The organism is Streptococcus sp. HMSC077D04 (assembly GCF_001808785.1).
Lineage (GTDB): Bacteria > Bacillota > Bacilli > Lactobacillales > Streptococcaceae > Streptococcus > Streptococcus mitis_BX.
Map to the genome: position 1 here is coordinate 61,651 of NZ_KV794475.1, position 18,131 is coordinate 79,781.

Here is an 18,131-nt window from a genome sequence, read left to right on the forward strand (position 1 = left end):
AGTGAGCGTTTTCTGGCCGGAACATGATATAATAGATAATTAACTATGAGACAAATTGAAGAGATAGTCTGAAAGATATTGTTAGTAAAAATAGACAGTTCTGACTAGCAAAAGGAAGTTTTTATGGCAAGACGAAAAGATTTTTCTGAATTAACAAGAGTACAAATCCCAGCAGCTCTGCATCTCATGCGTATGGGCTATACCTATCTTCCTCGCAATGGGAAGGAAATTGCAGAAAGAGATCCAGATACCAATATTCTTGTATCTGTTTTTAAGGAGCAATTTTTAACATTTAATAACTATTTAACAGATGAAGATTTTGAGAGAGAATTGGCCAATATCAAGCTGGAACTGGATCAAAATGATTTAGGGCGCTCCTTCTTTAAAAGGATACAGGGACAAGAAGGTGCTGTTTATATCGATTGGGAAAATCCTGAAGCCAATACCTTCCATCTGGCGCTTGAGGTCACTTGTCAAAATGGACAAGATGAATTTCGTCCAGATATAGTTGTGTTTATCAATGGACTTCCCCTTTCTTATATCGAAGTTAAACAACCCAATGCTATCCGAGATGGAAAGACAGGAATTCAGTCCGAACAGGATAGAACTAGATACCGTTTTGAAAATCGTAAGTTCCGTCGTTTTAACAACATTACCCAATTGATAGCTTTATCAGATAATTTACCTTATATCAGTGGTCAAGGTCAACAAAAACAGGGTTCTTACTACGGTTCAAATGCCTATTCAAAAACCAAGTTTAATGCTTTCAAGGAAGAAAGAGAAGTAGATTTTCTGAAATCAATTGTACCTTTAAGAGATGAACAAATTGATTTCGTACTTGAGGATGTGAAGCGTTTTGCTCTCAAATCTCAACCAGAATTTACAACAAACTTACAGCCCGACACTCCCTGCAATACTTTCCTATCATCTTTGTATCAAAAAGAACGCCTGCTTTTCATGCTTCGCTTTGGGCTGGTTTATGTAGAAGAAGAAAGCAAGGAAGGGCAGATACAATTGCAGAAGCATGTCATGCGCTATCCGCAATACTTTGCGACAAGAGCTATCGAAGAAACCATCGCAAAAGGTGTCAAAAAAGGTGTTATCTGGCATACACAGGGCTCAGGTAAGACTGCCCTGGCTTTCTTCAATATCCGCTATCTGACCAATTATTTTTCAAAACAGGGGATTGTCCCTCAGTTTTACTTTGTCGTTGATCGCTTGGATTTGGCAGACCAAGCCTTTAAGGAATTTACCAAAAGAGGTCTAAAAGTTAAGCGAATCAACAATCCTCGAGAACTCAATCAAAAACAAGACGGCTATGATGTCGCCGTTGTCAATATTCAGAAGTTTAAAGATGATTCAGACCTGACCGACCGCTCTGGCTATGATCTCAATCGTCAAAATATCTACTTTATCGATGAAGCCCATCGCTCTTATAACGAACGAGGTTCCTACCTGCCAAATCTCTATCAGGCAGATACCAATGCGATCAAGATTGCCTTGACTGGGACCCCCTTGATTACCTACAAGAAAGATGGTAAGACCAAGGAGAGTCATGCGACCACACGTGATATTTTTGGGGACTATATCCATAAATACTACTACAATCAGTCTATAGATGATGGTTTTACCTTGCGTTTGATGCGAGAAGATATCGAGACGTCCTATAAAGATAATCTCAGAGCCATCAATGAAGAAATCCAACGTGGGGATTTATCCAAAGAAGATATCTTTGCTCATCCGCACTATGTGGAACCAATGCTTGATTTTATTCTGGAGGACTTTAATCGTGCGCGTGATTTGGTTTTTGATGACCAGACCATTGGTGGTATGATTGTCTGTGATTCGTCCAAGCAGGCGCGTGAGCTTGAAAAAAAGTTAGAAGAACGACGCAAAGCTGGAACAACCAACTTGACCTCTGCTCTCATCCTCCATGATGAGGGAGACAAGGAAGAGAAAAAGGAAAAGGTGGATGCCTATAAGGAAGGTAAGATTGACCTCATTATCGTCTATTCCATGCTCCTGACAGGTTTTGATGCTCCCCGCCTCAAGCGTCTCTATCTAGGACGCAAGATTAAGGCACATAACCTTCTCCAGACTTTGACTCGTGTGAATCGTCCTTACAAGGACTATCTATTTGGCTATGTAGTTGATTTTGCGGATATTTCTAAAGAATTTGACAAAACCAATCGTGCTTATCTAGAAGAACTCAATCAAGAGTATGATACAACCCTGACTGGGGAAAATGGAGAGGATGTGTTTGGTTCACTCTTTGTGCCAGCTGAGGAAATTTCTCAGGAACTCAGCAAGACAGAGCGCATCCTCATGGACTATCCAACCTCTAATCTAGAGTTCTTTTCTCAATCAATTGATGATATCAAAGATAGAAAGCAACTAAATGAACTACGAAAAGCTTTGGAATCGGTTAAGCAGTACTATAATATCGCCCGCTTACTTGGTTATGACCATTTGATTAAGCAGATTGATATTGCTCAGATTGCAACTCTGCTCAATGTCATCTCAAGACGCTTGCTGACCTTGTCCCTGATAGATAAGCCAGATGATTTTTCTAGTCGCACCCTTTTAAATCTTGCTATGTCTGAGACTAGTTTTAGTTTTGTCAAGATTGCGGAGGAAGAACTCCGTCTAGCAGCCAATGATTTAGAAGATTTGAAGCGTCGAGTTGCTGGAGGTATCATAAAACAGCGTGATGAGAAAGATCCTGAGTGGGTTTTTCTCTACGAAGAATTCCAGCGCATCATGAAAAAACACTTAATACATGGGCAAGAAGGCTATACTATGGAAAACATCAAAGAAATTCAAAAAGAGTATGAAGAGCTCTTTAAGTCAGTGGAAGATTATCATACTCATATGAGACGTTTGACAATGAATTTTGGCGGAGATGAAATGGCGGCGCGTTCCTACAAACACGTAACCAACTCGACTATGGTAAGCGAGTACCCAGCAGTTTATCATGTCATTAAAGATTCTAAAGTTGTACTGGACCACAAAATCGGTCAAAATCAAGGAGTGCTCGATAATGAGGACTTCTTCAAGAAAATGATTCGAGAAGTCGCTCGAATTTCAATGAAAACCACCCAATCTGCAAGTGATTTGACAAGACAGGTTTTTAACGATATCGTCGAGTCGCTATTTGAAGGATATGAAGAGGAATACCAACACTAATGAATGAAACATATAAAATCCAAGTCCAAGACTTGGTAGATGATTTGAAAGCAGTCTTTACTCATGCAGGACTAGGAGGGGAAGCGGGTGAGTACAAACTCCTTACCCAGTCCTTCCTCTACAAGTTTTTAAATGATAAGTTTTTATATCAAGCCAAGTTGCTGGATGAATCCAACACTTATGAAAACTTGTTGTCAATGGGTGAAGATGACTACGACTGGCTCTTGGAGGATATCGGTACCAGTACGGCTTGGCTCAAGTCTGACCAGTTGATCGAAACGCTTCACCGTCAGCAAAATGAAGCGACTTTCTACGAGAGTTTTGAAAATACCCTCAACCAAATCGCCATTGACAATAACGATATTTTCTCTGTGCATACAGACGGAGACACGGCTATTCGTCTCTTTGATGAACGCTTGATTACAGATACCATCTCAGATAGCAGTAAGCGTAACGAAGTGGCAAAAGCCATCATCAATCTCCTTGCGCGTGTTAAGTTTGATGAGACCATTTTTTCACAAGGTTTCGACTTTTTCTCTACCCTCTTTGAGTACATGATCAAGGACTACAACAAAGATGGCGGTGGCAAGTATGCCGAGTACTACACACCTCACTCTGTGGCTAAGATTATCGCTGATATCCTGGTGGGGAATGACCAGCCATCAAACGTGCGGATTTATGACCCGTCTGCTGGTTCTGGAACCTTGCTGATGAACCTGGCTAGTCGTATCGGTGTGGATAAGACCACTGTCTATAGTCAGGATATCTCGCAAAAGTCATCCAATCTCCTTCGTCTCAATCTGATTTTGAATGGCCTCCAACACTCTATCCATAATATCGTGCAGGGAAATACCATCATCGCCAATCGTCATCCTGAAAAGATGGACTATATCGTGTCTAACCCGCCTTTCAAGCTAGACTTTTCAGAGTGGCGTGACCGAGTGGAAAGCTTGCCAGAAGCCAGTGAGCGTTTCTTTGCAGGTGTGCCAAAGGTTCCAGCTAAGTCTAAGGACAAGATGGCTATCTATGAGCTCTTTGTTCAGCATATCATCTACTCCTTGAAACCAGACGGTCAGGCAGCCGTAGTCCTACCGACAGGCTTTATCACGGCCCAGTCAGGGATTGACAAAACCATCCGCCAACACTTGGTGGACAATCAAATGCTGGCAGGTGTCGTTTCCATGCCGTCTAATATCTTTGCAACGACAGGTACCAACGTCTCCATCCTCTTTATCGATAAGAAAAACAAGGGCGATGTCGTCCTCATCGATGCCTCAAACCTCGGAACCAAGGTCAAGGAAGGCAAGAACCAAAAGACCGTGCTCTCTCCTGAGGAAGAGCAGAAGATCGTCGAAACCTTTATCCAGAAAGAAGCCGTCGAGGACTTTTCTGTTACTGTCTCTTATGAGGATATCAAGGAGAAAAACTACTCTCTCAGCGCAGGTCAATACTTTGACATTAAGATCGACTATGTGGATATCACAGCAGAAGAGTTTGAAGCAAAGATGACAGTCTTTCAAAACAAACTCTCTGACCTCTTCCAGCAATCGCATGCCTTGGAGCAGGAGATTGAAGAGCAGATGAAAGGGTTGAAGTATGACTAGAGTAATTTTAGGGGATATTGCTATTTCTCAAACGGGTCCTTTTGGTAGCCAATTACATGAGGAAGATTATGTTAGCGAAGGAACTCCTATAGTAACAGTAGAACATTTGGGAGATACAAATTTTACACATCAAAATCTTCCTTTCATATCTGAAGCTGATACAAAGAGATTAAGTAAATACATCTTAATTGAAGGAGACATTGTTTTTAGCAGGGTAGGATCTATTGATAGAAATGTCTACGTTGATAAAAATCATGAAGGTTGGATGTTTTCAGGTAGATGTATAAGGGTACGAGCTGATAAAAATAAAGTTAACCCTAGATATTTATCTTATTATTTCAAACAAAATAGTTTCAAAAAGATGATGATGAATCTGGCAGTTGGAGCAACAATGCCATCGTTGAACACAAAAATTATGAATTCAATAGAATTGGATTTATTACCCAGAGAGAGTCAAGATAAAATTGCAAACATACTTTCAGCAATTGATGATAAAATCCAAATCAACAACCAAATCAACCAAGAGTTGGAAGCCATGGCTAAGACCCTCTATGACTACTGGTTTGTGCAGTTTGATTTCCCAGACCAGAATGGCAACCCCTACAAATCATCAGGCGGAAAGATGGTCTATCATCCAGAACTCAAACGAGAAATCCCAGAGGGGTGGGGAGTGGAGAAGTTGGGGGATGTGGCTTATCTAAAAGCTGGCGGAGATAAACCTAGTAATATTTCAGAAATACAAAGCAAAGAAACTCCATTTCCAATATACTCAAACGGACTTGATAACAAGGGTCTTTATGGCTATACTAATAAAGCAACCATTCACAAAAAGAGTCTTACAGTTTCTGCAAGAGGTACAATTGGATACATCCAGAGGAGATTTTCGTCATTTTTCCCGATTATAAGGCTAATTTCTGTAACACCTAAGGAAGAAAAAATGATTGGCTATATTGAGAATTTTTTAAAGTCTATCCAATTTGAAAATTCAGGGTCTGTTCAACGACAGTTGACTGTACCACAGATTGATAAATTGTATATACTTGTTCCAAAGAATGAGGTACTAAAAAAGTATCATTCAATGACGATAAATTATTATTTTGAAGTAGAAAATAATGAACAACAAAACCAAGAACTCATCCAACTTCGCGATTGGCTCTTGCCAATGCTGATGAATGGACAGGTGAAGGTGGAGTAGGGGAATTTCCTTTTTTAAAAATAAAACAAACTTTTTTAAAAAATATAATAAAAAAAGTCATACAAAATGACTTTTTTTGGTATAATAGATTAAAATTGGGAAATAAGGAGCTGGAATCTATGGTGAAGTTAAAGAGTATTGTTATAGAAAACATAAAAAACGTTCAATATGGAGTGATAGATTTTCAGAATAAATCAGACTTTATCAATGTTACGGGTATTTACGGTCAGAATGGATCCGGGAAAACTGCAGTTGTAGATGTATTTGAAGTATTGGCTGCTTTAATAAGAGGTGGGTCTATTCCACCTCATAAAAAGGGTATCTTTAATGCTATAGACAAAGTGGGTGAAAATAACATTACCCTAGAGTTAGAAGTCCCAGAACGTTATAATATTTGGTATAAAGTAAAGTTTGCTGCAAGTGAGCCTACAGGTAGTCAAGATATAATAGTAATAAAAGAAGAGATTGGCTATAGACCCTTAGAAAGTGGTGCTAGATATCGTTATCTAATGAGATATGAGTATGAGGGAAGTAATTTTGATTCTGTGAAACCTCAACACACAGGGACTTTAAAATCTCAAAGAAGCATTATGGGGAAAGATGCGATTAGTGTATTAACAAAAACTATTACTGATGATAATCGTTCCTTCCTTTTTTCAAATGAATTACGTTCTTTCATCACTGCATCAGGAAAGAAAGAACTCTCTACTCTTGTTGAAATATATGGAGTAATGGAGGAATTCTGTCAAAATTTAAGGATATTTAATCAGGAATTATCTAGTATGACAGGTGGAGAAGTCACTCCAGTGACAATCAACTATCATAACCGTGAATCTCATCTTAGTTTTCAAGGAATTATTCCAATGTCTCTTCAAAATGGTGGATTTTCAATACCTGAAGAACTTTATCCTGTATATGATGGGACAATTACTTATTTGAATGAAATTGTTCCTATTATTATACCTGACTTGACACTTGAAATGGAAACTGGGGAAACAGAGACCCATTCAGATGGAGAAAAATATAAAAAAGTCAACTTCATTTCTAATCGTGCAGGTAAGAGATTTTCTTTAAAACATGAATCAGAAGGTATACGTAAGATTATTAGTATGCTTGGATTCTTGGTAGAGGTCTATAATAAGGAAAATATTATAGCTATTATAGACGAATTGGATGCTGGAGTATTTGAATATCTACTTGGGGAACTAATTGAAATTTTTTCTGAAAGTGCTAAGGGACAACTCATTTTTACCTCTCATAATTTGCGTGTTTTAGAGAAGCTTCCTTCTTATAAAGTTGTGTTTTCAACAACTTCTCCTACAAATCGTTATATTCGACTTACAGGGATAAAACCAAGTAATAATTTGAGAGATACCTATTTGCGAGCTATACAGGTTGGAGGTCAAGCGGAAGAACTCTACCAAGGAGTATCTAATAGTAAAATTAAACGTGCTTTGAGAAAGGCAGGTATGAAACTTGGCAAATAAAAGTAGAAAGGTTATTCTAATATTCGTAGAGGGTGAATCTGATGAAACTGTAGTAGGTTTTGTGACAGACTCATTAGTAAAACAATTGAATCAGTTACATATTACACTAAAAGTAATATACGGGGATGTTTTTTCTGATAGAAGATATTCTCTTTCGTCTGGTCCTAAAATTGCAAGTGATAGAATTACTGAGGAATTGGATAAAAAGAAATTGAAAGCAAAGGATTTACTTTTTGTTGCTTTTGTCACAGACACTGATGGAATATATATCGATCCAATGTCTCTAGTGATTGATAGTTCTATCGAACCAAAAGATTCATTTCAATATGATATAGAAACTCAAAGACTATTATTTCCGACACAAGAAAAAAAAGTCGAGATAGTAGAAACTAGACAAAGAAAGTCTAGAAAACTTGCTCAGTTGTTAAAAGAAGGTGAGTCACTCACAATCAATAGAATACAAGTTTCTTGTTATGTATATTATAATTCTGTCAATTTAGAGCATGTTTTATTTGAAAAATTATTACCAGATTATGAAAAGCAGGAAGCTGCTGATAATTTTATTGACCAGTATGATGAAAAAGGTGACGAGGGATTAGATGAGATTTTAGCATTTTTCAAGAGCAGATGCCCAGCAGACGATTATGAAGAAAGCTGGGAATTTATAAAACAGCATGAAATGATGCAAGGATATTCTAATTTGGCTATATTATTTGACAAGATTCAATCCTACAAGGATAAAAAAATGGAGAGCAATGTATAGGACTGATACTTTTGGAGTTATTTCTAGTCGGCAAGAAATCGAAATTCTAAAAATAGAGGAGGTCAGTAATCACTATGAGTAATAAAATTGTTGAATACAAAGACCTAATTGCTTTTCATCCAGGTCAATACGTTGAAGAGTTAATTGAAGATTATAACGTAACTCAAAAAGAATTTGCGGATCGTTTAGGGATTTCTGAAATGAAAATCGGTAAATTAGTGAATGGTGAGGAATCAATTAGTAATGATATTGCTCGGAAGTTAGCAGAGATCACTAATATCTCGATGATAACTTGGCTCAATCTTCAAAGTATCTACGATGTAAAAATTGCGGAAATCATAGAGTAAACATGGTATAATCTCAAATATGAATAATAACAACCAACGTGCCCTTTGCCAGCAACTCTGGGCGGAAAATAAATACCTTGTTTTGAGCCATTCCAGCAATATTTACAATGAGATTCGTCAGTATCTCAAGAATGAAGAGGTGGAGGTAAGTCATGTTCAAGAACTGATCGATCATGCCTGCCAGATTCCAGAACACAGGGGTCAGATTTGCAATGCTTTTCAGCATATTTGGGGCTATTTCAAAAAGAAAGCGACAGATGCTGAGCGTAAGGACTACATGCTCTTGCTGGATAGCTACCGCTTTGGTCAAGCTTCTAAGGAAGACTTGATTGCTAAGACGAGGGAGTTGCTTGAACTTTACCCAAATGCTTATCTACAAAATTCTACCTTGTTGAAAGGAGATTCCCATGAGACTTTGGCATGAGGCTCTGATTTCACAACTTCCCCGTCCGCAACTTTTGGGGCAACATCGAGAGTGCTGCGCCCTGCGTGGCAATGGCTGGGGGAAAAAGCATGCGACGGTGGACTATGTCTTTACCCACTCGCCCTATCGTCTCTATGCCTATCATCGCTTGATTATGGAGGAGATGGCTGACCGTGGCTACAATGTCAGTCCAGAGTGGTTGGATAAAAACTATCGTGGTAAGACCTGCCCTCCTTATCAAGAATTAGTAGAGGAAAAGTTGACTAGTCCTATATACAGCGAACATGACGCAACCTACTATGAGGAGTGTCTGGCAAATCTCCGAGAGAAGGGGATAGAGCTGGAATAATAGTAAGGATTGCCTTCAATTTATAACTCTTCTCGTATTTTTTCGAATAATAAAGATGAGACCTTTGGAATTTTTCTAAGGCCTTCTTTTTATGAATGTTAGGATTTACTTTTAATAACTTTTGAGTTATAATTAAATTAGAAAGAGATTGCTAGGTGCATACGATTTACTTCTATAAGGACAAAAATGGAAATGAGCCAGTCTTGGATTATATGAGAGAATTGGCCTGTCGTAAAAGTAAGGATAGCCGCATCAAACTCAATAAACTAAATGACTATATCGAGTTACTTAGTCAGCAAGGGACCAGAGCTGGGGAACCCTATATGAAACACTTGGAAGATGAGATATGGGAACTAAGACCTTTGAGAGATCGAATTTTATTTGTAGCGTGGCTTGATGGTAGTTTTGTTCTTTTACATCATTTTGTCAAAAAGACTCAGAAAACTCCTAGAAGAGAAATTGAAAAAGCCAAGCGTGAACTGAAGGACTTAAAAGAAAGAGGGGTAAGTGATGAAGAATAGTGCTATTGGGAGTAACTGGAAGGATGTCAGGTCAGAACTCTTTACCAAGGAGGAAATACTTGAAAGTGATATGCGAGTGGCTATCATGAGTGAGTTGATTGAAGCCAGACATGAGCAAGGAATCAGCCAGAAAAAGCTAGAGGAACTCAGTGGAGTGAGCCAGCCTGTCATAGCTAGGATGGAAACAGGCAAGACCAGCCCTCAGTTGGATACAGTATTAAAAGTCTTAGCCAGTTTAGGAAAGACATTAGCAGTCGTCCCACTTGAACAGAGAAGGAGTTGATAGGAAGAGGTTGGAAAACTTTAACAAATTTAACAGTTATAGTGCCTCAAGTGTATAATATAGAAAAATTATGCTTTATTTATATCAATTGCGAACGAAGTGAGCTTTTAGCGGCTATTTCCCGCTATATTGGTATTCTAGATAATAATTTATTATTATCTAGAACGGGATTTTTGAGACATTCTGGCTCAAAAATTAGGGATGAAATTACGAAGTAAGTTGCACCCGTCCGCACTTTTTCAGGGAAATATCAGAATTACAAAAGAAAAATCAACCTATAGTCTTTTCTAATAACAATTCATAGTCACTTATAAGAATTACTAATAACGTGTTTGTCCAGTCTAACTGAAATATAGTTAAAAAACAAGCTACACAAAGGATTTGAGGCATTTGTATCAAGTCTTTTTCTTTTGTCTAAAACGGAGATATAGTTTCAAACTATATCAAAGCCTAATTTTTTACAATTATACAGATGATTTCTTTTCTGTTAAGATAGTTTCAACAACAAATTTTGGAGGACACATCATGTCAACTACAATCATCGGTTTCCCTCGTTTGGGCGAATTCCGCGAATTAAAATTTACAACTGAAAAATACTTTAGAAAAGAAATCTCAGAAGAAGAACTCCTTGCAGCCGCAAAAGAATTGCGTGCTAAACACTGGAACATCGTCAAAGAAAAAGGCATCACTGAAATTCCATCAAATGACTTTTCTCACTATGACAACTTCCTAGACGCAGCCTTCCTCTTCAACGTGGTACCTGCTTCAGTTCAAAACTTGGACTTGTCTGACCTTGAGCGCTACTTCGCTTTGGGTCGTGGTTACCAAGGAGAAAAAGGGGACGTTCGCGCCCTTCCAATGAAGAAATGGTTCAACACCAACTACCACTACATCGTTCCTAAATTTGAAAAAGACACTCAAGTCAAACTTGCAGGTCACAAAATCTTTGATGAGTTCCAAGAAGCAAAAGAACTTGGATTGAACACTCGTCCTGTTCTTGTAGGTCCATTCACTTTCCTTCAATTGTCAGACTTTGAAGAAGGCGTGAAAGCAGAAGACTTCGTAGATAGCTTAGTGGCTGCTTACCAAGAAGTTTTTGCTAAATTGGCTGAACTTGGTGCGACTCGTATCCAATTGGATGAAGCTGCTCTTGTCAAAGATTTGACAGCTGAAGAAAAAGCTCTCTTCTTGAACCTTTACAACAAACTTTTGACTGACAAAAAAGGTCTTGAAGTCTTGCTTCAAACTTACTTCGGAGACGTTCGTGACGTTTACGCTGACCTTGTGAACTTGCCAGTAGATGCTATCGGTCTTGATTTCGTTGAAGGTAAGAAAACTCTTGAATTGGTTAAAGGTGGTTTCCCAGCTGATAAGACTCTTTATGCAGGTATTGTCAATGGTAAAAACATCTGGCGTAACAACTACGAAAAGAGCTTGGCTGTTCTTGAGCAAATTCCAGTTGAAAACATTGTCTTGACAAGCTCATGCTCACTTCTTCATGTGCCATTTACAACTGCTAATGAAGAATTTGAACCAGCAATCTTGAACCACTTTGCCTTTGCAGTTGAAAAATTGGATGAAATCCGTGACTTGGATGCTATCCGCAATGGTCAAGGTGAAGCAGCTCTTGCAGCTAACAAAGAACTCTTTGCGACTGAGCGTGTTGGTGAAAATGCGGAACTTCGTGCGCGTATCGCTGGCTTGACAGACGCAGACTACACTCGTTTGCCAGCCTTTGCAGAACGTGAAGCTATCCAAGAAGAAGCTTTCAAACTTCCAGCTCTTCCGACAACAACTATCGGTTCATTCCCTCAAACTAAAGAAGTTCGTGCGAAGCGTTTGGCTTACCGTAAAGGTGAATTGTCTCAAGAAGAGTACGATGCTTTCCTTGCTGAAACAATTGATGAATGGATCAAATGGCAAGAAGATATCGACTTTGATGTCCTTGTTCATGGTGAATTTGAGCGTAATGACATGGTTGAGTACTTCGGTCAAAACTTGTCAGGTTACCTCTTCTCTAAAAATGGTTGGGTACAATCATACGGTATGCGTGGAGTTAAACCACCAATCATCTGGGGTGATGTAACTCGTCTTAACCCTATCACTGTTAAATGGTCTAGCTATGCACAAAGCCGTACAAACAAACCTGTTAAAGGTATGTTGACTGGACCTGTTACAATTCTTAACTGGTCATTCCCACGTGAAGACATCTCTATCAAGGATTCAACTCTTCAAATCGCCCTTGCTATCAAGGATGAAGTACTTGACCTTGAAGCTGCTGGTGTGAAAATCATCCAAATCGACGAGGCTGCTCTTCGTGAAAAATTGCCACTTCGTCGTAGCGACTGGTACGAAGACTACCTTGACTGGGCAATTCCTGCCTTCCGCTTGGTACACTCAACAGTAGCGCCAGATACACAAATCCACACTCACATGTGTTACTCAGAATTTACAGATATCATCCCAGCTATCGACAACATGGATGCAGATGTTATTTCCTTTGAAGCGAGCCGTTCAAATCTTGAAATCTTGGACGAACTCAAAGCGAAAAACTTCCAAACAGAAGTAGGACCTGGGGTTTACGATATCCACTCACCTCGTGTGCCAAATGAAGGCGAAATCGACAACACAATCGAAGCCATCCTTGCTAAAGTACCAAGCAAGAAAGTTTGGATCAACCCTGACTGTGGTTTGAAAACACGTGGTATTCCAGAAACAAAAGAAAGCTTGATCCGCCTTGTTGAAGCAGCTAAAGCTGCGCGTGAGAAATTGTAAGATTAGATTTCTCCCTACAACGGTTGTTCAAAATGAAATCAAAAAGAAAAGGATAAGGACTATGTCACGCCAAACACCGTCACTCTCATTTGAAGTGTTCCCTCCCAACCCAGCCGTGGGTAATGATAAGATTATTTCTGCTCTTCAAGATATGCAGGAGTTGGCACCTCACTTTATCAGTGTAACTGCCAGCAATAATAAATTTAATATCAAGGAAACGACGGTCCGTTTGGCTGACTTTATCCAAAATGACTTGGCGATTCCAACCATTGCTCACTTGCCAGCTATTTATCTGACCAAGAACAAGGTCGCTGAAACTATTGCTGACTTGGACAAGGTTGGGGTGCAGAAAATCTTGGCTCTTCGTGGGGATATTATTCCTGATGTGGAACCACAAAAGGATTTCCGCTACGCAACGGACTTGATTGAGTTCATCAAGGAACAAGCCCCTCACTTTGATATTGTTGGTGCTTGCTATCCAGAAGGTCATCCAGATTCACCAAATCAGATTTCAGATATTCAAAATCTTAAGAAGAAAGTGGATGCAGGTTGTTCGAGCCTTGTAACTCAGCTTTTCTTTGACAATGAACGCTTCTATGATTTCCAAGACAAGTGCATCTTGGCTGGGATTGATGTTCCCATTCATGCAGGGATTATGCCAATTCTGAATCGAAATCAGGCTCTCCGCCTCTTGAAGACTTGTGAGAATATCCACCTTCCACGCAAATTTAAAGCCATCTTAGACAAGTATGAGCATGACCCTGAGTCGCTCAGAGCAGCAGGACTTGCCTATGCAGTGGACCAAATCGTGGACTTGGTAACTCAGGATGTTGCCGGTGTGCATCTCTACACTATGAACAATGCAGAAACAGCAAAATATATCCACCAAGCAACCCATGCCTTGTTTAATCACCAGTCTCTAGGATAATAAAAAGCAAACCATTCTTCTCAGCTGAGAGGAATGGTTCCTTTTTAATGGTAAAGACCGCACTTTTTAAGAAAAATATGATAAAATAGACTCTGTACGTACTTGATACAAAGATGAGGGTATAAACAGATTTTTAACTATTCAAATCTGCTATAAAAAGGAAAAATACTAAAGAATAATATTTTTAAACTTTTCAAAGTATCTAATAGTTGAACACGGGCTAAATCCCTAGTGAAAAAGATAGATTTCCTAGTGTGCATCGCACACTGCGTCAATCTCCTATTTTCATACGGGATTCTTCACGCCCCTTGTATCCTGATTTTTGTAGGCAAGGCGTATAATTTCATCAATCCAAAGGGGATTAAAATGACAAAACAAGTGTTTCAAACGACTTTTGCGGGTCGTGAATTAATTGTAGAGACTGGTCAGGTTGCTAAGCAGGCAAATGGTTCTGTTGTCGTGCGTTACGGTGAGTCAACTGTCTTGACTGCAGCCGTTATGTCTAAGAAAATGGCAACTGGGGATTTCTTCCCTCTTCAAGTCAACTACGAAGAAAAAATGTATGCGGCAGGGAAGTTTCCTGGTGGCTTTATGAAACGTGAAGGACGTCCATCAACAGATGCGACCTTGACAGCGCGTTTGATTGACCGTCCAATCCGTCCTATGTTTGCGGAAGGTTTCCGTAATGAAGTCCAAGTCATCAATACGGTTCTTTCTTACGATGAAAATGCATCTGCTCCAATGGCAGCTATGTTTGGTTCATCATTGGCATTGTCTATTTCAGATATTCCATTTGACGGACCAATCGCTGGGGTACAAGTGGGCTATGTAGATGGCCAAATCATCATCAATCCAAGTCAAGAACAAGCAGAGCAATCGCTACTTGAATTGACAGTAGCTGGTACCAAACACGCTATCAACATGGTAGAGTCTGGTGCTAAAGAATTGTCAGAAGAAATCATGTTGGAAGCGCTCCTTAAAGGGCACGAAGCAGTCAAAGAATTGATTGCTTTCCAAGAAGAAATCGTTGCAGCAGTTGGTAAAGAAAAAGCAGAAGTAGAATTGCTTCATGTGGACGCTGAATTGCAAGTTGAAATCATCGCAGCCTACAACAGTGACCTTCAAAAAGCGGTTCAAGTAGAAGAAAAATTGGCCCGTGAAGCTGCAACTCAAGCAGTGAAAGATCAAGTCACAGCCGTTTACGAAGAAAAATATGCGGATCACGAAGAATTTGACCGTATCATGCGTGATGTGGCTGAAATCTTGGAACAAATGGAACACGCTGAAGTGCGCCGCTTGATTACAGAAGATAAGGTGCGTCCTGACGGTCGTAAGGTCGATGAAATCCGTCCTTTGGATGCGGTTGTTGACTTCCTTCCTCGTGTGCACGGTTCAGGTCTCTTCACTCGTGGACAAACTCAGGCTCTTTCAGTCTTGACCTTGGCTCCGATGGGTGAAACTCAAATCATCGATGGTTTGGACCCAGAGTACAAGAAACGCTTTATGCACCACTATAACTTCCCTCAATACTCTGTAGGGGAAACTGGACGCTACGGTGCGCCAGGTCGTCGTGAAATTGGTCACGGTGCTCTCGGTGAGCGTGCACTTGCTCAAGTCTTGCCAAGCTTGGAGGAATTCCCATACGCTATCCGTCTGGTAGCAGAAGTCTTGGAATCAAATGGTTCTTCATCTCAAGCTTCTATCTGTGCGGGAACTCTTGCCCTTATGGCTGGTGGTGTGCCAATCAAGGCGCCAGTAGCAGGGATTGCCATGGGTCTCATCTCAGATGGAAACAACTATACAGTCTTGACAGATATCCAAGGTTTGGAAGACCACTTTGGAGACATGGACTTCAAGGTTGCAGGTACTCGTGACGGGATTACAGCCCTTCAAATGGATATCAAGATCCAAGGGATTACTGCAGAAATCTTGACTGAGGCTCTTGCCCAAGCCAAGAAAGCTCGTTTTGAAATCCTTGATGTGATTGAAGCAACCATTCCAGAAGTTCGTCCAGAATTGGCTCCAACTGCTCCGAAAATTGATACCATCAAGATTGATGTGGACAAGATTAAGATTGTCATCGGTAAGGGTGGAGAAACCATCGACAAGATTATCGCTGAAACAGGCGTTAAGATTGATATCGACGAAGAAGGAAATGTGTCTATCTACTCTAGCGACCAAGATGCCATTAATCGTGCTAAAGAGATTATTGCTGGTTTGGTCCGTGAAGCTAAGGTGGACGAAGTTTACCGTGCCAAAGTCGTTCGTATCGAGAAATTTGGTGCCTTTGTTAACCTTTTTGATAAGACAGATGCCCTTGTTCATATCTCTGAGATGGCTTGGACGCGTACCAATAATGTCGAAGACTTGGTAGCAATCGGGGATGAAGTTGATGTTAAGGTTATCAAGATTGATGAAAAAGGACGTGTGGATGCTTCTATGAAAGCTCTTCTTCCTCGTCCTCCAAAACCTGAACGTGATGAAAAAGGCGAAAAGTCTGAGAGACCTCACCGCCCACGTCATCACAAGGACCACAAACCTAAGAAAGAATTTACAGAAACACCAAAAGATTCAGAATAAGAAAAGGAGAAATGTATGGGATGGTGGCGCGAAACCATTGATATCGTAAAAGAAAATGATCCAGCGGCCCGCACCACTTTGGAGGTTTTACTGACTTATCCAGGTGTCAAGGCCTTGGCGGCCCACCGTCTTTCACATTTTCTCTGGAATCACGGCTTTAAACTCTTGGCTCGTATGCACAGTCAGTTTTGGCGCTTTTGGACTCAGATTGAGATTCATCCAGGTGCCCATATTGATTCAGGTGTCTTTATCGACCACGGATCTGGCCTGGTGATTGGGGAGACAGCGATTGTTGAAAAAGGCGTTATGCTTTACCACGGAGTAACTCTTGGTGGGACTGGTAAGGATGTTGGCAAACGCCATCCGACCGTGCGAAAGGGAGCTCTCATATCGGCTCATGCTCAAGTTATCGGACCAGTAGAAATCGGTGAAAATGCCAAAGTCGGTGCTGCAGCAGTTGTTGTGGCAGACGTACCTAGTGATGTGACAGTTGTCGGTATTCCGGCTAAGATTGTCCGCCTTCATGGTAAGAAGGATGAGCCGGTCATTCATGAAGTCGAAGAAAAACGAGAGTACTACGTCAATAAACTCGAGCAGGCTAAAGATGCCAGTCACAGATCGTCTGGTTTGTAGAGGATGGCTATATGATTCAAGCAAGAAATAAGTTGAGCCAAGAGGAGTTATCTGAGGCGAAAAAACTAATTAACTGTTGCCAAAACTATGACGGTACCTATCGTGATCCTTATCTCTCTAACATGCTTAATTTTGATCCAAACATGCCCGCCTTTTTCCTTTATTATGAAAAAGGCGAACTTGTTGGTTTATTAACTGTCTATGCAGATGATCAAGATGTGGAAGTGACGATACTGGTTCATCCCAATCATCGCCGTCAGGGAATTGCGCGTGCTTTGTTTACGAGTTTTGAGAGAGAAACAGCTTCTTTCCCTGTTCGTTCAGTTACTTTTCAGACAGAGCGTGTTTTTCTAGACCGCCATCCTGATTTTGTTAGCAACTGGGGATTGGTCGAGGATGAAGAAACAGAAACTTGGTTAGGTAAGGATAGAAAACCTTATCCGTTAGAAAAGCTTTCCAATCTTGAAGTTTTGTTAGCAGATAGTTCGTATCAGGATCAAATTAGTCAGTTAAAATTTCAGGCTTTCTCAGAGGAACATGAGTCTAGAGAGATTGTGGATAGATATGTCGCTGAAGCTCTGAAGGATCCAGAAAGTCGCCTATATATTTTGTTAAAAAACGGTCAGGTCATTGGGACTTGTACAGTTGATTTATCGACTAATACGAATTATTTCTACGGTTTAGCAATATCGGAACATGAACGTGGAAAAGGCTGCGGAAGCTATTTAGCAAAATATCTAGTCAACCAACTGATTGAGCAAAATGATAAGAAATTTCAGATTGCAGTAGAGGACAGCAATGTAGGTGCCAAGCGTTTGTATGAAAAGATTGGCTTTGTCAAACAGAGCCAGGTGGTTTATCTGAATGATAAAGGAGCAAGGGATTCCGAAGTGTAGAGACATTCGAACTGAAATTCAATTGAACTGTCAGTGATGAAATTAACTGTTCTTGGGTTTTGGTTTTCCTGACTATTATTTTATGATTAAAATCTATGACACCTTGAGCCGGAAGTAGACAGGAGAGGTGCTTGAATGTTTAAGAATGAACCTTTCTGCT

At 40.1% G+C, this 18,131-nt stretch carries 14 protein-coding genes and 1 pseudogene; all 15 read left to right on the forward strand.

The window, feature by feature from the left end; all coding sequences use genetic code 11:
* The first annotated feature begins 123 nt into the window (after positions 1–123).
* Positions 124–3,186, forward strand: coding sequence for a type I restriction endonuclease (locus HMPREF2701_RS01300; protein WP_061590233.1), 3,063 nt, complete (start codon positions 124–126; stop codon positions 3,184–3,186).
* The gene (locus HMPREF2701_RS01305) at positions 3,186–4,790 is read left to right on the forward strand and encodes an HsdM family class I SAM-dependent methyltransferase (protein ID WP_061590232.1); all 1,605 of its coding nucleotides are present in this window, start codon (positions 3,186–3,188) and stop codon (positions 4,788–4,790) included. Before HMPREF2701_RS01300 ends, HMPREF2701_RS01305 begins: the two co-directional genes overlap by 1 nt.
* A complete protein-coding gene (locus HMPREF2701_RS01310) occupies positions 4,783–5,985 on the forward strand; it encodes a restriction endonuclease subunit S (protein WP_061590231.1) in 1,203 nt (400 codons plus the stop codon). The genes HMPREF2701_RS01305 and HMPREF2701_RS01310 overlap by 8 nt, the downstream gene beginning before the upstream one ends.
* Complete coding sequence (locus HMPREF2701_RS01315; protein ID WP_225902328.1) at positions 5,940–7,472, forward strand: AAA family ATPase; 1,533 nt, start codon at positions 5,940–5,942, stop codon at positions 7,470–7,472. The genes HMPREF2701_RS01310 and HMPREF2701_RS01315 overlap by 46 nt, the downstream gene beginning before the upstream one ends.
* Positions 7,462–8,235: a hypothetical protein gene (locus HMPREF2701_RS01320; RefSeq protein WP_225902329.1), complete on the forward strand. Its 774-nt coding sequence runs from the start codon at positions 7,462–7,464 to the stop codon at positions 8,233–8,235. The genes HMPREF2701_RS01315 and HMPREF2701_RS01320 overlap by 11 nt, the downstream gene beginning before the upstream one ends.
* Before the next feature lie 74 nt (positions 8,236–8,309).
* A pseudogene (locus HMPREF2701_RS01325) lies at positions 8,310–8,579 on the forward strand (HigA family addiction module antitoxin); the annotation flags it as partial.
* 22 nt (positions 8,580–8,601) lie between these two features.
* Complete coding sequence (locus HMPREF2701_RS01330) at positions 8,602–9,006, forward strand: YbgA family protein (RefSeq protein WP_061590501.1); 405 nt, start codon at positions 8,602–8,604, stop codon at positions 9,004–9,006.
* Positions 8,990–9,355 carry a TIGR02328 family protein gene (locus tag HMPREF2701_RS01335; RefSeq protein ID WP_061590500.1) on the forward strand — a complete coding sequence of 122 codons (366 nt, stop codon included), beginning with the start codon at positions 8,990–8,992 and terminating at the stop codon, positions 9,353–9,355. The genes HMPREF2701_RS01330 and HMPREF2701_RS01335 overlap by 17 nt, the downstream gene beginning before the upstream one ends.
* Before the next feature lie 155 nt (positions 9,356–9,510).
* Positions 9,511–9,876 carry a type II toxin-antitoxin system RelE/ParE family toxin gene (locus tag HMPREF2701_RS01340; RefSeq protein WP_000556942.1) on the forward strand — a complete coding sequence of 122 codons (366 nt, stop codon included), beginning with the start codon at positions 9,511–9,513 and terminating at the stop codon, positions 9,874–9,876.
* Positions 9,866–10,159, forward strand: coding sequence for a helix-turn-helix domain-containing protein (locus tag HMPREF2701_RS01345; protein ID WP_061590499.1), 294 nt, complete (start codon positions 9,866–9,868; stop codon positions 10,157–10,159). Before HMPREF2701_RS01340 ends, HMPREF2701_RS01345 begins: the two co-directional genes overlap by 11 nt.
* Before the next feature lie 525 nt (positions 10,160–10,684).
* Positions 10,685–12,934, forward strand: a complete 2,250-nt coding sequence (gene metE / locus HMPREF2701_RS01350; protein WP_070481878.1) for a 5-methyltetrahydropteroyltriglutamate--homocysteine S-methyltransferase — start codon at positions 10,685–10,687, stop codon at positions 12,932–12,934.
* Between the two features lie 61 nt (positions 12,935–12,995).
* The gene (gene metF / locus HMPREF2701_RS01355) at positions 12,996–13,862 is read left to right on the forward strand and encodes a methylenetetrahydrofolate reductase [NAD(P)H] (RefSeq protein WP_070481880.1); all 867 of its coding nucleotides are present in this window, start codon (positions 12,996–12,998) and stop codon (positions 13,860–13,862) included.
* Between the two features lie 366 nt (positions 13,863–14,228).
* Positions 14,229–16,442, forward strand: coding sequence for a polyribonucleotide nucleotidyltransferase (gene pnp, locus HMPREF2701_RS01360; RefSeq protein WP_070481881.1), 2,214 nt, complete (start codon positions 14,229–14,231; stop codon positions 16,440–16,442).
* A gap of 15 nt (positions 16,443–16,457) precedes the next feature.
* Positions 16,458–17,075 (forward strand): serine O-acetyltransferase, encoded by a 618-nt coding sequence (cysE, locus tag HMPREF2701_RS01365; RefSeq protein WP_070481883.1) that lies wholly within the window; start codon positions 16,458–16,460, stop codon positions 17,073–17,075.
* Between the two features lie 11 nt (positions 17,076–17,086).
* Positions 17,087–17,971: a GNAT family N-acetyltransferase gene (locus tag HMPREF2701_RS01370; protein WP_070481885.1), complete on the forward strand. Its 885-nt coding sequence runs from the start codon at positions 17,087–17,089 to the stop codon at positions 17,969–17,971.
* The last annotated feature ends 160 nt before the right edge of the window (positions 17,972–18,131 follow it).